This is a genomic window from Prosthecobacter sp., assembly GCF_044222565.1.
In the GTDB taxonomy this organism is placed as follows: Bacteria; Verrucomicrobiota; Verrucomicrobiia; order Verrucomicrobiales; family Verrucomicrobiaceae; genus Prosthecobacter.
Genome location: NZ_JBGANA010000027.1, coordinates 34,336 through 50,262 on the forward strand (window position 1 = coordinate 34,336; position 15,927 = coordinate 50,262).

Annotated in this window: 11 protein-coding genes; 5 read left to right on the forward strand and 6 right to left on the reverse strand. The window is 60.4% G+C overall.

Translation table 11 applies throughout. The features are described from left to right. Positions 1-34 precede the first annotated feature (34 nt). Positions 35-961, forward strand: a complete 927-nt coding sequence (locus ACILSR_RS27750) for a metallophosphoesterase family protein (RefSeq protein WP_395753074.1) — start codon at positions 35-37, stop codon at positions 959-961. Between the two features lies 1 nt (position 962). On the opposite strand, the gene ACILSR_RS27755 is transcribed toward ACILSR_RS27750, so the two are convergent. Together ACILSR_RS27755 and ACILSR_RS27760 are read right to left on the reverse strand one after the other, a co-directional pair. After that, positions 963-2,222 carry a hypothetical protein gene (locus tag ACILSR_RS27755; protein ID WP_395753075.1) on the reverse strand — a complete coding sequence of 420 codons (1,260 nt, stop codon included), beginning with the start codon at positions 2,220-2,222 and terminating at the stop codon, positions 963-965. A gap of 193 nt (positions 2,223-2,415) precedes the next feature. Continuing rightward, complete coding sequence (locus ACILSR_RS27760; protein ID WP_395753076.1) at positions 2,416-2,658, reverse strand: DNA-binding protein; 243 nt, start codon at positions 2,656-2,658, stop codon at positions 2,416-2,418. 283 nt (positions 2,659-2,941) lie between these two features. Here ACILSR_RS27760 and ACILSR_RS27765 point away from each other — a divergent pair, with 283 nt between their 5' ends. The 4 genes from ACILSR_RS27765 to ACILSR_RS27780 are packed head-to-tail and all read left to right on the forward strand — an operon-like array spanning position 2,942 to position 11,026. After that, positions 2,942-3,610 carry a hypothetical protein gene (locus ACILSR_RS27765; RefSeq protein ID WP_395753077.1) on the forward strand — a complete coding sequence of 223 codons (669 nt, stop codon included), beginning with the start codon at positions 2,942-2,944 and terminating at the stop codon, positions 3,608-3,610. Positions 3,611-3,631: 21 nt separating this feature from the next. Continuing rightward, on the forward strand, positions 3,632-5,716 hold the full coding sequence (locus ACILSR_RS27770; protein WP_395753078.1) for a flotillin family protein: 2,085 nt from the start codon (positions 3,632-3,634) through the stop codon (positions 5,714-5,716). A gap of 34 nt (positions 5,717-5,750) precedes the next feature. Then, the gene (locus ACILSR_RS27775) at positions 5,751-6,029 is read left to right on the forward strand and encodes a hypothetical protein (RefSeq protein WP_395753079.1); all 279 of its coding nucleotides are present in this window, start codon (positions 5,751-5,753) and stop codon (positions 6,027-6,029) included. A 17-nt stretch (positions 6,030-6,046) separates the two neighbouring features. Further along, positions 6,047-11,026, forward strand: a complete 4,980-nt coding sequence (locus tag ACILSR_RS27780) for a DNA repair ATPase (RefSeq protein WP_395753080.1) — start codon at positions 6,047-6,049, stop codon at positions 11,024-11,026. A gap of 331 nt (positions 11,027-11,357) precedes the next feature. Here ACILSR_RS27780 and ACILSR_RS27785 read toward each other — a convergent pair whose 3' ends face one another. The 4 genes from ACILSR_RS27785 to ACILSR_RS27800 all read right to left on the reverse strand — a co-directional run bounded on the left by ACILSR_RS27785 (position 11,358) and on the right by ACILSR_RS27800 (position 15,700). Then, entirely contained in the window at positions 11,358-13,106 is a 1,749-nt protein-coding gene (locus ACILSR_RS27785; protein ID WP_395753081.1) for a prenyltransferase/squalene oxidase repeat-containing protein, read from the reverse strand. 11 nt (positions 13,107-13,117) lie between these two features. After that, positions 13,118-13,618: a hypothetical protein gene (locus ACILSR_RS27790; protein WP_395753082.1), complete on the reverse strand. Its 501-nt coding sequence runs from the start codon at positions 13,616-13,618 to the stop codon at positions 13,118-13,120. A 64-nt stretch (positions 13,619-13,682) separates the two neighbouring features. After that, the gene (locus ACILSR_RS27795; protein WP_395753083.1) at positions 13,683-14,045 is read right to left on the reverse strand and encodes a DUF4870 domain-containing protein; all 363 of its coding nucleotides are present in this window, start codon (positions 14,043-14,045) and stop codon (positions 13,683-13,685) included. 101 nt (positions 14,046-14,146) lie between these two features. After that, entirely contained in the window at positions 14,147-15,700 is a 1,554-nt protein-coding gene (locus tag ACILSR_RS27800; protein WP_395753084.1) for a Gfo/Idh/MocA family protein, read from the reverse strand. Positions 15,701-15,927: the final 227 nt, after the last annotated feature.

The following is a 15,927-nucleotide window of genomic DNA, read 5'->3' on the forward strand; positions in this document are numbered from 1 at the left end:
TTCAGCCTTTGATCACCGTAGTCATCCCTCCCCCATGCCCATCACCCTTCCCCCTCTCTCCCGCCGTAGCTTCCTGCAGCACGGCACTGCCGCCGCCCTGGGAACGTTCGCCGCTCAGCTGCCTGCCCTCGAAATTCCCGAACAGCTCTGGGTCCTGTTCTCAGATCCACACATCGCCGAGGATGAGGCGCTCGTTGTACGCGGCGCCTGCATGGCGGAAAATCTGCGCCGCTGCTCCAATCAGGTGCTCAAGATCGGCCAGAAGCCCTTCGGCCTCATCGTCAATGGCGACTGCGCCTACCTCGATGGCAAGGCGGAGGACTACGTCACCTTCACCCATTGCATCCAGTCCCTGCGCGAGCAGTCCATTCAGATCCACTGCACCCTCGGCAATCACGACCACCGCAACAATTTCCTCAACGTCATCATCGGTCCGCCGCCCCCCAACGCCGAGCGTCCCATGAACGTTCCGGACAAGCACGTGGCCACGGTCACCAGCGCCCTGGTCAACTGGGTGCTGCTCGACTCCCTGGAAATCGTGAACAAAACTCCCGGCCGCCTTGGCGACCAGCAGCTCGTGTGGATCGAGCGCGAACTGCGCAATTCGCCCAACAAGCCCACCTTCATCGTCGCTCATCACAACCCCATGCAGCCCAGCATGAAGGATGAAATCAAAGGCACCTGCCTGCAGGACAGCGATGCCCTCTTCGATCTTCTCGCCTCCTACCCCAAGGTCCAGGGCTACATCTATGGCCACACCCACACCTGGATGAAATCCAAACACGAGAAGACCGGACTCCCGCTCATCAATCTCCCCCCGGTCGCCTACCCCTTCAATCCCAAGCGCCCGAACGGCTGGGTCATCGCCCGCATCAGTGCAGAGCGTGCCGAATTCGAACTCCGCGCCCTCAATCCCGCGCATGAAGAGCACGGGCAGAAGCATGTGATCAAGTTCACCTGATTCATCTCCTCCAGCCGTCCAACCAGCCAAGATCGTAGCACCAGCCGTCGATGAGACGTCGCTGCCTTCTCTTCTCCCCATCCAAAACGACCACGCAGTCCAGATCAGGCGAGGCAAGCGCGGCCCAGGATGAATCCGGGCTGAATTCGAGGCAGGAGGACACCCAGTCCCCTTTGGCATCGAGAACGCTCGCAGCGAGTTCGGTGTCTTTTCCGAACCACACCCTGCCGAAGGTGGTTTCAAACTTGCCAACCACCTGGCGCTTATCACGTGGTTCTTGTGGATGCAGCGCCTTCAAATCCGATTTTGCAACGGCCAGTGTCTCCACATCGAGAACCTCCCCCTGAAAGCCAAGCATCAATTGAAACTGGAGATGGCTGCGGTCCAGCCAGGCCAGCTGGAGACTCGGTGTCGCCGAGCCGAGCATCAGGGACGAACTCCGCAGGTCGATGTCACTTACTGTTTTGATGACCGTCTTTTTTTCGCGGCTCATCACGACGAGGTCGCGGCAGCTGTGAAAGTCCTGGTCAGTGCGCAGGATTGAAAACGCGATGTGTCTGGAATCCGGAGACAGCAGGAACTTGGCCTCGCAGACGGCCCAGTCAGCCTGCCATGGCAATTCTTCGGTGATTTTCCCCTGAGGGGAAAGGTGCAGAAGGCGCGGCTTCGTTTCCGCAGTCACCACCCAGAACCCTGCTGCATCCTGTTGCAGGATCGCCTCGATCAATGGCTCGGCGAGTTCGGCAGTTTTCGGGACTTCTCCCGCGAAATACGCAAAGAGGCGGTCCTTGGGGCGGTACCACTCGTCCAGCACCGTCTTCCCATCCCGCGTCTCCAGCCGGTAACCATACGACTCACGAGGAACCGTGTGCTGCAGCAGGTAAAGGGTGTCTCCGTCGGCACGGACGAGATCGCTCTGATCCTTTGTCTTCAGCAGCGGTGTCATCTTCCCCGCCTTGAGGTCCAAAAGCTGCAGCCTGTCCTCGTACCGGATCAAAACCTCGTGGCGGCTGATCCGATGAAGAAAGCGTGGCAGCGGGACATTGCAGTGTATCACTCGTTTGGGAGGCTCCGAGTCACCAGCGCTCCAAAGATACACATTTTCACTCCGGTCGTCGCGGCTGCCCACAAGTGGCCGGCCATCGGAGTTCTCGGGGCGCACGAATACCAGCAGCGGTCCTTCGCCAGGCTCGCACGCAAAGATCTTCAGCCCCTGGTCGGCTTGCAGCGGGGCACACATGAACCCGAAGAGCAGGCACATGACCGTGATCTGCTTCCAGGAATACCCGAACAAAAGAGGCGGACAGGACGGGTGAGTTTGAATCCTCATGGCAGACTTCATTCTGCGCAGAAATCAAACTCCATGGCAAGTCGTCAGATTTGCAGGCGCAGTGACGCGGGCATTCCTGCCTGCAAGCCGGGCGGCTCAGGACTTTCGTTCAGCCCTGGTCACCTCACTCATCCACGCCTGCGGCGTCCAGGGTGCGCATCATCGCATCCAGGAACTCCTGTGCAGCGTCGATCGGCAGAATGATCGTGTCCCTGCGGCCACGCACATCCTCGGTGATCTTGATGAACTTGCCGCGGTCATTCTCCTTGAGATCGAGGAAGAAAATCTTCCGGTCTGTGACGATCTTTTCGGAATGCAGCGGCGGATTAGGGGGACGCCGTTCGTCTTCAAATTCTGTGTTCCTCATGCCGGTAACCTCCACTGACTGACGATTCGCTTTGCTGTTGTTCGGGGTGAATTCGAGGCCGATTCTAGGAGCAGCGCCGTGCTTGTCAACGCTTCTCGCAGCCCATGTCACGGGAGCGGCGCCACCGGGGTGGAGGCATGCCTGCCAGAAATTTCTTTATGCCGCACGGTCATCGTGCCCAGTCTGGGGTAAAAGCCCTGAAGACGTTCTTCAAAATTGTAATCGCCTCGTTTCGGGTCAGTTGCTTATATCCTCGCACATTAATCCAGCAACCGCTCCCCTCGTGTCCGAACTCTTCCATGCCGCCATCCAGCCTCACCAGCTCCTGCTCTCGTTCCTCCTGGCGCTGGTGGTTTTCTACTGGCTCCTGGTCCTGCTCGGGGCTCTGGACTTTGAATCCGACCTTCCCGATGACTTCGGCGGAGATGGCGACGCCCACGGCAGCGCCGATGCCTCCCACGCCCACGGTCACGGTGTGAATACCGGCGGGGCCTTTCTCTCCGCCGGCCGCTTCCTCGGCTTTTCCCAGGTTCCCCTCGTCGTCTGGCTCAGCTTCATGGTCGTCTTTCTCTGGCTCGGCTCCCTGGCGCTGAACGAATGGTACAACCCGCAGAGCGGTGTGGGCCGTGCCGCCCTCCTTTTGCTGCCCAACCTCCTCAGCAGCCTCATCATGACCAAGCTCGTCACCCTCCCCGTCGGCAAGCTCTTCAAAGCCATGAGCGACGCCGACACTGAGGCCGAGGAGGTCATCGGACGCATCGGTGTCGTCTCCTCCACTGAGGCAGACGCCTCCTATGGCCAGCTCGAAATCCCGACCGCCAATGTCCCTCTGCTCATCAATGTCCGCACCCAGCCCGGCGCGGCCGTGCTCAAGCGCGGCGACTCCGCCAAAGTCACCGCCGCCGGCCCCGACAACATTTTTTACCTGATCGAATCCACCGCCCATAACTAACCCTTTTCTCACCCAACACTCATGACCTCATCCCTCCTCTCCGCTTTTCTCCTCGAAGGCAGCCTCCTCGTCGGCGTCATCATCATCGGCATTTTCCTCGGCATTCTGATCCTTTTCTCGCGCTTCTTCCGCAAAGTGCAGCAGGGCCAGGCCATCGTGCGCAACGGCATCGGCGGCACCAAGGTCACCTTCAATGGCATGGTCGTCATCCCCGTCGCTCATCAGTCCGAATACATGGACATCTCGGTCAAGCGCATCGAAATCGAGCGCAAAGCCCAGGAAGGCCTCATCTGCAAAGACAACCTTCGCGCGGACATCAAGGTCGCCTTCTTCGTCCGGGTGAACAAAACCCCCGAAGACGTCCTTCGCGTGGCCCAGAGCATCGGCTGCACCCGCGCCAGCGCCGTGGACACCATCCGCGTGCTGTTTGACGCCAAATTCTCCGAAGCCCTCAAAACGGTGGGCAAGCGCTTCGACTTTGTGCAGCTCTACAATGAGCGCGATCACTTCAAAAGCGAGATCCTCAAGGTCATCGGCACCGACCTCAACGGCTTCACCCTCGACGACTGCGCCATCGACTTCCTCGAACAGACGCGCCTCGAAAATCTCGACCCCGACAACATTCTCGACGCTGAAGGCATCAAGAAAATCACCGAGCTCACCGCCGCTCAGGCCAAGCTCTCCAACAACATCCAGCGGGACAAGGAAAAGGTCATCAAGCAGCAGGACGTGCAGACCCGTGAGGCCATTCTGGAGCTGGAGCGCCAGCTTGCCGAGACCGAAGCCAAGCAGAAGCGTGATGTGGAGAGCGTCCGCGCCCGCGAAACCGCCGAAACCCTGAAAGTGCAGGAAGAAGAGCGCCTCAAATCTGAGCGCGCCAAGATCAGCGTGGACGAAGAAATCGCCATCGCCACTCAGAACAAGGAACGCCAGGTCCTCGTGGCCCAGCGCAACAAGGAGCGCACGGACGCCGTCGAAGTCGAGCGCGTCACCCGCGACCGCAATCTTGAAATCATCGACCGCGAGCGCGTCACCACGCTCAAGTCCATCGAGAAGGAAAAAGCCGTCGAAGTGGAGAAGAAGAACATTCAGGAGGTCATCAAAGAACGTGTGGCCTTGGAGAAGACCGTCGTCGTCGAACAGCAGAAGATGAAGGACACCGAGGCCTTCGCCACTGCCGACCGCGAGAAGCAGGTCGCGCTGACCAACGCCGAGAAAAACGCCCAGGAGCAGCTCATCCAAAAAATCAAAGAAGCCGAAGCCCACAAGCAGGCCGCCCAGCTCGCTGCCGAGCAGGCCGCCTTCACGGCCATCAAAGCCGCGGAAGCTGCCAAGCAGGCCGCCGAGCTGCACGCCCAGGAATTGCTCACGCTCGCCGAAGCCCGTCAGGAGTCCGCCGCCAAAGAAGCCGCTGCGGAGAAATCCCTCGCCGAAGGCCGCACCGCCACTTCCGCCGCCATCGGCCTCGGCGAAGCCCAGGTCCTGCTCGCCAAGGCCGAAGCCTCGCAGAAGCAGGGCAGCGTGGACGCCGAAGTCACGCAGCTCAAGCTCGCTGCGGAAGCCGACGGCATCACCAAGAAGGCGCAGGCCATGAAGCTCCTCGAAAACGCCGGACGCGAACACGAGGAATTCAAGCTCACGCTCGACAAGGAGAAGTCCGTCGAACTCGCGCAGATCAACATCCAGAAAGACATCGCCGCCGCCCAGGCCGGCGTGCTTGGAGAGGCCATGAAGTCCGCCAAGATCGAAATCGTCGGCGGCGAAAGCCAGTTCTTCGACAAGATCACCAGCGCCATCGGCAACGCCCGCGCCATCGACCGCATGGTCGAAGGCAGCCGCACCCTCACCGACGTGAAGGAAACCTTCTTCAACGGCGACCCCGACTACTTCAAAGCCCAGCTCAAAAACATCATCGACCAGTTTGGTCTCACCTCCGAAGACACCAAGAACCTCACCCTCAGCGCCCTCTTTGGCAAGCTCATCGCCCTCAATCCTGACAGCACCACCTTGAACAAGCTCACCGGCATGCTCGGCGCCGCCTCCCGCTTCGGCCTCACCGAACAGACCGTCAGCGGCCTGCTCGCAGCGAAGGCCGCGAAGAAGTAACCATGGAGCACCGGCGCCCCCGTCCGAACTCCGCATGGAGAATCTCGTTCCATCATCAGACCTCGAAATTGCTCGCGAATCCATTCGTGCAGTCTTGCTGCAACCCGAGCCGCTTCAGAATCTGCATGCACTTGCAAAACATCTCCGTGATTCAGGAATGCCCCAGTCTGTGATGAGCGAACTGTTCACCGGCTTTCTTCTGAAACATCGTGAAGACCAGAATGATAGCAGATACGATGCGATATGCGACACACTCGACCTAATTGTCGGGTGGTGTCGTGAGGGCAATCGCCTGTTTCCTGACACTGAATAAGCTTTCGCAAGCTCACGATGCCTGACCCTGCACCATCTCCCCAACCTTCCCCGCAGCTCGAAGCCGGCGCTTACGAGGTCATTCGTCAGCGCCTCAACAAGCACGGCGCGGAACTCAAGCGCCGTCTCGATCTCCTCAATGCAGACCGCAAGGCCGAGTTCGGCGGCATCGAGACGGCCCTGCTCGCCACCAACCGGCTCACCACGGAAAACAACTGTGTGCCGCGCGATCTCGCCGCCATCGGCCCGCATCGTTTCATCTTCGGCTACAACGTGCACCTTGGCCTGCGCAGCACCATGCGTGTGGAGGACGTCTTCGCGGTGTATGATTATCATTCCGCCGATCACACCTTCCATCCCAACAAGGACGGACTGCTCAGCGATCCCCAGTTCGTGGAGGACTTCGCCTACCTCTACAACTACTACAAGCACGCCTCCTTCCTCAAATTCCACCGCATCGGGCCGCATCTCTACCTGGGCTTTCAGGTCGGCCAGCGCGCCACAGAAGTAAAAACCTTCAAGTGGCTCGTGGATGACGACCACGGCACGCTCAAATACCTCGGCAACCGCAGCGACCACGAATTCGTCTTCCCGCCCGCGCAGGAGTTTGAATGGAAGCGCGCCACGCGGGACATGTACATCCACGGCGACCACCCGCACATCAGCATCGAGGACCGTGTCTTCGTCGAGACCGTAGGCGGCGATCTCACCGTGAAGGTGGAGAACAACACCGCCACCGGTCGTGGCATTTACAGCGAGCCTGTCGAAAACAAAGACCAGACGCTCGACGATGCGGAGGTGTACTACGCCATCGTCGGCAGCCTCATCCTGCTCAAGCTCCTGCCTTACCAGGAAAAAACATGGCGCCATCTCGTCTTCAATGAGCGCACCCGCCAGGCGCACCGCATCGACAGCATCGCGGAGAGCTGTGTCATTCTGCCAGACGACCACGGCATTCTCTTTCCTCACGGCTACGTGCTGCAAACCGGTGAAGTGAAGCGGTTTGAGACGGGCCTGCCGCCCATGCGGTTTGAAAAGCGCATCCCCGCTGCGAACGGCGAGGACACGCTCTTCATCTTCAGCCATCTCGAAAGCGGCACCTACCTCCTCCTCAGCTACAACCTCATCACGCAGACCGTCGGCACCCCGCAGCCCTGCCACGGCTTCAGCCTCTTCCCCACGGGAGAACTCGTGCTGTTTCTGGCCGATGACGAACCGCGCAAACACCACGTCATCCAGGTATGGCGCACGCCTTTCCTCTCCGCGGATGTCAGTGCGGCAAAGGACTCGCAGACCTTTCTCAGCAAGATCGGCAATGCCGAGATCGTCCGCGCCATGGCCGAGTGCAACGGCGTGCTGACCCTGCTCTCCAAGGACGATTCCTTCTCCGGCCTCTACATCGAGCTCGCCCGCTCCTGCGGTGATGTGGCAGACACCTACTTCTGGGTTGGACGCGAAGAGGTCCACGATCTCAAGAGCACCCTCGTTGAGATCAAGACCACCGCCGAAGCAGCCCTGGGCGAGTTTGAAAAAGTACGCCGCATGCGCAAGACCGCGGCTGAGCAGACCGCGACGCTGCAGGAGAAGTCTCAGAAGGCGCTCAATGCCGCCAGCAACACCGATCCCTCCGACATCCTCGGCTTCGTTCAGCTCCTCACCTCCCTGCGCGAGCTGCGTGGCCAGATCATCGCCCTGCGCGACGTGCGCTACACCGATGCCGCCGAGATCGACCGCATGGACAAAGCGGTGGCTGAAGGCGCGGACAAGCTCTCCGCCAAATGCGTCACCTTCCTGCTCAAGCCGGAATCGCTGGACCCCTACCGCAGGCAGATCACCGAGCAGCAGGCCCGCATCCCTGCGCTGTCAAAGGTCACAGAGGCCCAGGAAGTCGAAACCGCACTCGCCAAGTCGAGCGCCGAACTCGAGATGCTCACCGCCATTGTCAGCGGCCTGAAAATCGAAGACGCCACTGAGACCACCCGCATCATCGAAGGCATTTCCACCCTCTTCGCGCAGCTCAACCAGGTGCGCAGTGTCCTGCGCAACAAGCGCAATGATCTCGCCAAGACCGAAGGGGCCGCGCAGTTCCAGGCTCAGCTCAGCCTGCTGAGCCAAAGCGTGCTGAACTACCTCGAAGTCGCCACCACCCCGGAGAAGTGCGATGAATCCCTCACCCGCGTGCTGGTGCAGATCGAGGAGATGGAGACACGCTTCTCCGATTTCGACGACTACGCCGCCGAGCTGATCAAAAAACGCGAGGAAGTACAGACCGCCTTTGAGTCGCGCCGCCAGAGCCTCAGCGATGCCCTGAACCGCCGCTGCAGCAGCCTCGGCCAGTCCGCCGAACGCATCCTCACCAGCATCCGCAACCGCCTCGCCAACTTCGCCAAGCCCGAGGAAGTCCACGCATGGCTGGCTGCCGATGCCATGGTCGCGAAGCTGCGCGATCTCATCGAAGAACTCCGCAGGCTCGGCGGCAGCGTCCGCGCCGACGAACTGCAAACCCGCCTCAAGACCGTCCAGCAGGACTCTCTGAAGCAGATCCGCGACAAGTCAGAAATCTTCGTCGCCGGCGGCGATCTCATCCAGCTCGGCCAGCATCAGTTCAGCGTGAACAAGCAGCCGCTGGAGCTGACCATTTTACCGCGGGACAACACGCTCGCCTTCCACCTCACCGGCACCCGTTTCTTCGAGCACATCGACACCCCTGAGCTCGCCGATCTGCGCCGCGTGTGGGAGCAGGCCGTCGTCTCTGAGAATGCTGACGTCTATCGTGCCGAATACCTTGCGTGGCAGATGCTAAAGAGAGGTGCGGACGAAGAAGTGTCCACGTTCATGGCCCAGCGCTTTCATGAAGGCTACACGAAGGGCGTGCACGATCATGATGCTGCCCTGCTGCTGAAACCCCTGCGTGAAATGCAGCAGGCGCTCGGCCTCCTCCGCCACTCCCCCGCCGCCCGCGGCTACGCCCGCCTCTTCTGGCACGCCTGGCCTGAAAACGATGCTAAAAAAGCCCTCCTCGCCCGCATGCAGTCCAAAGGCCGCATGCGGGATATCCTCGGCATATCCAGTTCAGGCTTCGACAATGATCTGACGAAGCACGTAGAAACTTCTTTGGGAGTTCAAGAACGTGCAACCTCCCTTCAGATCGCCGCGTGTCTCCTCGACGAGCTGCAATCCAAACACCCCTTCACCCGCTCCGCAGCCGCGTGCGAACTCCTGCGCGCCTTTCACCGCGAGCTCACCGTCAAACACGCAGCCAAGGAATTCGAGGAAACGCTGACCTCACTCGCCGCACAGCCCCTGCTCGCCTTCGAGATCGCCCTGGAGTGGCTCACGGCTCTCAATCCCACCGCAGCCCCCGGCGTGCTCATTGAAACCGCCGCCATGGTCGTCACCCACGATCAGCCGCCTGCCACCATCCCTCCCGAGCCTCCCGCTCACGCCACCGTCACAGGTCTCATCGGCACGCACCCTCGCATTGCCGACGCCAAACTCGAACTCGGCTACCACGAATTCACTGCACGCCTGCAACGCTACGAAGCGGAAGTCGTCCCCGCCTTCGAGGCCTTCCAACAGCTCAAGCACCGTCTGTCTGAAACCCGCCGCCGCGAGCTGCGGCTCGATCAGTTCAAAGCGGGCGTCCTCAGCTCTTTCGTTCGCAACCGCCTCATCGACCAGGTCTATCTCCCGCTCATCGGTGCCAACCTCGCGAAACAGCTCGGTGCCGCAGGCAAGGACACGCGCACCGACCGCATGGGCATGCTGCTGCTCATCTCACCGCCCGGTTACGGCAAAACGACGCTCATGGAATACGTCGCCAGCCGCCTCGGCATCACGCTGGTCAAAATCAACGGCCCCGCTCTCGGCCACAAAGTCACCTCGCTCGATCCTGCCGAAGCCGCCAACGCCAGCGCGCGCGAAGAAGTGGAGAAGCTCAACCTCGCCTTCGAGATGGGAGACAATGTCATGATCTACGTCGATGACATCCAGCACACGAACCCCGAGTTCCTGCAGAAGTTCATCTCGCTTTGTGACGGCACTCGCAAAATCGAAGGCGTGTTCAAAGGCGAAGCCAAGACCTACGACCTGCGCGGCCGTAAAGTCGCCGTCGTCATGGCCGGCAATCCCTACACCGAAGTCGGCGGAAAATTCCAGGTGCCGGACATGCTGGCCAATCGCGCCGACACCTACAATCTCGGCGACATTCTCGGCGGCCATCAGGATGTCTTCAAAGACAGCTATATTGAAAACTGCCTCACCAGCAACGCTACGCTCGCCCGCATCGCCGCACGCAGCCATGCCGATGCGCTCGCAGTTTTGAAAGTCGCGCAGACCGGCACCCGCGAGGGCGTCGAATTCGAAGGCAGCTACAGCGCCGAGGAGATCAATGAAGGCGTCGCCGTGATGGAAAAGCTCCTGCATGTGCGCGAGATCATCCTGCGTGTGAATCAGGAATACGTGCGCAGCGCCGCCATGGAGGACGCCTACCGCACCGAGCCGCCATTCAAGCTCCAGGGCAGCTACCGCAACATGAACAAGATCGCGGAGAAGATTCTCCCGCTCATGACCGATGCCGAAGTCGCCAGCCTCATCGCCGATCACTATCGCGGCGAAGCGCAAACACTCAGCCAGGCCGCCGAATCAAACCTCCTCAAATGGCGTGAGATCAATGCCCTCTCCACTGAGGCCGATGTCATTCGCTGGAGCGAGATTAAGAGCACCTTCAAACGCAATCTCCTCACCGGTGGAGCGGGCGAAAACGATCCCATCAACCGCATCACCGGCCACATGAACGCCTTCACCGTCGGTCTGGAAAAGATCGAGCAGGCCGTGAGCAAACCAACCCTGTCTGATGTGACCATCGAACGCCTCCAGCGCATCATTGAGGGCCTCCGCTCCGTCCCGGTGAATGTCGAAATCAAAGTGCAGCCTGTCGAAAAAGAATCCGCAGGCGAGCCCCCCGTGGATGTATCGAGCAGCGTGGAGCAGGAATAATTGATCGAATCCTGCACAATACCCTGGCTATAGCAGTTCGCAAAACTCATTTCCGTTTAGCAGGCTGTTGCTCACTCGAAGAGCATGGGCTTCGACGGCGGCTGGCTGAGGACAGCCAGCCCTACCAGCGCTGGGCATGCGAGCACCCAGCGCGAGGTAGGGCGGCTTGTCCTCAAGCCGCCGCCGAGCGTCTCCACACTCGCTTTCCGGAAATCAGTTTCGCAAAACGCTATAACTTTTCTCGAAGGCCAAAGGCCTTCCGCATCAAAGCGAAGGGATGCCGAGCTTTAGCGAGTGCTTCCCTGGTACCGCAGCCACCACCGCTTTGATCTCAGGGATGAACCGCAACGCGGTTCCGTAATGGCTCACTGGTCTGTAGCTCATGCCTTGCGGCCCGCAGCGCCCCCAATGTCCAAACCACGGGATAAAGCTGCTCGTGATACCACAACCGCGCGAAGTAGAGACCAATAGGAGCCGTTGGAAAACGAGTTCCGTTCTCCGTGGCCGTGATGAGCCATTGGACACTCGCCATCATGCCTTGCTCCTCACCATTCAAAGCGTGCAATGCAACCGCCGTCTCCTCGATGCTCGCAGGCGCCTTGGCATCCCCGCCAAACGAGCCATCGGCTTTCCGGGCGCTGCGCAAGTATTGGCGCCCGCTCTGAATCAACGCTTCAAACCTGCTGGCAAGCTGCGCACTGCCACTCAGATGATTCACCACCTGCGCCGTGCCATAGACTGGATTGTTTTCATCCGGCGTGTGCTCATTGCCAAACCACAGCGGAATCCAGGAACCATCTGGCAACTGAACCCGCTTCAAGTAAGCCAGCGCCTGTCGCGTTCCTTCGTCGATGCGTTTCTTCAAAGCTTGCGGCGCTTCATCTCTCCAAACCCACCACGCACCCAGTGCATGCGCCGTGATCTCCGGCGTGCTGCGGTCAAACGGCAGCGTGCCCCATCCCCGGCAAAACGTCGGTATTCCCCCGTCTCGATTTTGCAGATCAAGCAGCCACTCAATCCCCTGCTGAACCGCGCCATCGCAAGCATGCCCGATCTTCTTCAAAGCAATCAACGCACTCGAAGAATCATCCGCATCCGGCACGCCACCTGGCAGATCCGTCCACGCCCATCCCCCCGGCGGCGCATTGGTAAACGGATGCACCTCCCGGTACTGCTGCGCCAGCAGCCATGGAGCAGGCGGAGCGCTGAAGTCGGAACTCCTCAGCGAGAGCGTCGTCCCCCAAGTCGCCAGATTCGTATCGATCGGCCAGCTCCCGTCCTCGCGCTTGGAGCTCACTAGAAACTCCACCGCCAGAGGAATGCAGGGATGATCAAGCTGCCCGCCACCCGCCAGCGCCATCGTGACAAAGCTCGTCAGCGGCGTCGCCTCCAGATAGCCCCCGCTGCTCGGTTGCAGCACCTTGAGCATCGGCCGGATGCGCGGCCAGGTCAGCGCACGCAGCCAGCGCAGCGGATTCCACCACGCCGGCGGCGCATTTTTAAAACGCGTGTACCCAATCGCTATCAACGCCGGCAAAGCATAGCTCACCACCGGCAGTCCGATCGCGCCAAACCACGTGCGCGGCAGCGCGGCGAGTTCAAACGGCAGCGCGATCACGTGCTTCCACGGCTTCTCTCCCAAGGTGCCGCACAACGCGCAAAGCATCAGGATGGGCACTGAGAAAGTCTTGTCCTTTCCATACCGCGCCACCACGGCTCTGGCGATCACCACAGGCTCCAGCGAACCCACCTTTGCTGTGATCCACGCATCGGCGGCCTCATTCCTCTTCCCTGCCAGGTGCAGCGCACTCCAGCACAGCAGCGTGGTGGAGAGATTGCTCTTGCTCAGCGTCGTGTCTCCCCAGCCGCCATCGGCGTTCTGGTTCTCACACAGCCACTGCGCTCCCGCTCCAACGTGAGCCGAATGCTTCACACGATCCACCAGCGCCAGCGCGACGATGGCCGTCGCGGTCGAAAGCGCGCTGCTGGACAGCCGCCCTTCCCAGTGGCCGCTCGCATTGCGCAGGGCATCCAGATGCGCCTGCGTGTTGGCGATGGCGCTGTCGAGGGCGTCCATCATGGCGAAAAATCTCAGGCTTCAAGCTTCAGCTCAGGGCGTGCATCGATCGCCTTGGTCAGCGAGATCCATCCGCCTTCGCGCTGCTGCTGGAACATGTTCAGGTAAAGCGCCACCTGCTTGGCAGGGTAGGCGGCCAGCAGCGCTGCCACGGCAGCCTCCGCCTTGTCATCTTCGATCACTTCCGGCAGCTCAGTCACTTCGCCTTTGCCATCATGCGCGATCTGCGCCGCATCCAGGAAGGTGATCAGCATCTGCGGCTGGCCTTTCAGCAGCCAGATCTGAAAGATCTGGGCGGTGACTTCCTCGTTCGATTTCGTGTTGAGCTGCTCCAGCAGCCACTCCGCCTGCTTCGCACGGGACTTCTCCAGAATAAACGCAGGACGCAGACGCTTCGCTGGAGCGAGGGAGTCAATGACGGCCTTGTACGCAGCACGTTGATCGGTCTGCAGGTAGGACATGATCTGCATGCGCAGTTCAGGACCGATGGCTTGAAGAAGTTGGTTGGGTCGCATCTGAGTTGGGGGAAAACGGGAGGTTCTGCTACCACCTCGGCACAGAAGTCGCAACCGTTTTGCCTCACAGCAGGCGAATCGTCAGCGGGAAACGGTAAACCTTTCCTTCAGACGCATTCACCACCCCCACGATGGTCAGAACGATGGTGGCCACTCCCACCGCAAAGAGAAGCGGGATGCCGATAAGGATCAAACACAGCAAACCAGACGCAAAAGCGTAAAGCAGGTAGCTGATCTGGAAATTCAGCAGCTCCCTCCCCTGCCGGTCCAGGTAAGTGCTCTGATCCTTTTTGACCAGCCAGACAATGAGCGGCCCCAGAATGGGGAAGCCCACCAGACAGAGCACGTGCATGACAATGCCGAGCGTTTTTTCATCCTGACTGACCGCATACAGCGGCAGGGCGGGCGGCGGCGTGGGAGTTTCCATGGCGTGCCCAGGCTACTCAAAATCGGCACGCGGCCAAATACAAACGCGGAGCCAGTTTCCCGGCTCCGCGCTGAAGGCTAGTTTGGAGGTTCTCCCTTGGCTTAGACTTCCGGAAGCTTGAACTCGTCCACGTAGTTCTCCGTGGCGAGTTTGTTCGCTTCCTCGGCAAATTCGCCGGTGAACTTCTCGGAGACAGGGTCAAACTCCAGCCATGGGCCGGCGCTGATTTTTTCCACGTTGAGGTCGATCTTGTTGTCCTGGAGATTCTTCACGAAGTGCTCGAAGGTCTCCTGACCGGCGGCGTTGTTCTTGAGGCGCTCCTTCACTTCCTCGACACTTGCGGCCTTGCCCAGGCGGTATGAAATGTTCGCCAGATGGGCCAGCGAGGCGGCATGGAAGCCGTGGGACACGTGCAGGTTCGGGTTGATGATCTTCCCTGCGCGCACAGAGTTGATGAAGTTCAGCATGTGGTCTGCGCCGTCGTTGAAGTTGTCAAACTTCATCACGGTGTTGCCCTCGTTGTCGTAGGCCTTGGCCTCGATGACGTAGCCGCCTTCACAATGGATGACGTTGCCCACGCGTGCTGCGGCCGTCTTGCCGTTCACGCGGTACACCGGCTCCAGCTTCCAGTCCATGTCCTTCAGAGGCAGGCCGCGGTTGTCAAACAGCAGCGGCGCAGGCTCGTAGGCCCAGAAGGCCATCTGGTTGTTCGCGGTCTGGCCGTCGTCCTTGTAGCCCCAGCGTCCGCCAAAGCTCATCACGCGCTTCGGCAGCAGCTCCGGATCTCCCAGCGCCCAGCGGCCCACGTCCGTCTGATGCGGCCCCTGGTTGCCGATGTCGCCGTTGCCAAATGCCCACTGCCAGTGCCAGTCATAGTGGAACTGAGAGCGATGCACCGGCAGGATGCCGCGCGGGCCGGACCAGAGCTTGTAATCCACATCCACATCCTGCGGAGCGCCGGCGGGATCTGTCTTCACATTGCGCAGATCGTGGAAGGTTCCTTTGATCATCCCGTCCTTGGGCAGGATATCCCCCGCCGCTTGACCGGTGGAAATGCGGGATTTGTAGTTCAGACCACGGGAAAGTGTCACCTTGCCGATGTGGCCTTCTTTCACCCAGGCCATGGCCTGCGCCCAGCCGGGGCTGGAGCGGCGCTGCATGCCGTGCTGCACCACGAGGCCCTTCTTCGCCACCTTTTCAGCGGCGTTCAGGAGCTGGCGTCCCTCCCAGATGTTGTGGCAGACGGGTTTTTCCACGTACACATGCTTGCCATGCTGCATGGCCGTCATGGCGATGAGGGTGTGCGTGTGGTTCGGCGTGGCGATGGTCACAGCGTCCACTTCAGGGTCCAGCATGAGCTTGCGGTAATCCGAGTAGGCCGTGACGGTGTTGTTTTTCTTGGCCTGATTGGCCACGCCTTTTGCAAGCACGTTGGCGTCCACGTCGCAAAGCGCCACAATACGCACGCCGGGGATTTCCTCCAGGCTCTTGATGTGGCCTGCGCCACGTCCGTTGAAGCCGATGACCGCGACACGAACGTCACCATTGGCACCCAGTGGTGCAGAGAAGGCTCGGGAGGCGGCAAGACCGGCGGCGCCGGCCACAGTGCCGCGAAGGAAGGTGCGGCGGGTGGTTGGGTTCTGATTTTTTTGCATGGGATGGTGATTTGGATTCGAGCACAGCCCCGCCCGAATGGACGATGGAATGCCCGGAATATGTTGAGCCTAGCCAAAACGCGGGAGAAAAGGCAACCTTTCCTTTCATTCCCCTTCGTTTGTGCCCATTTCCCCGCCGTTTGTGATTCGGCGGGGTCCTCAGCCCGGAAACGCGGGCTCGCTCGTTTCGCTGTCCCAGGTTTAACCCCTGCGGGGAGCAGTGCAGA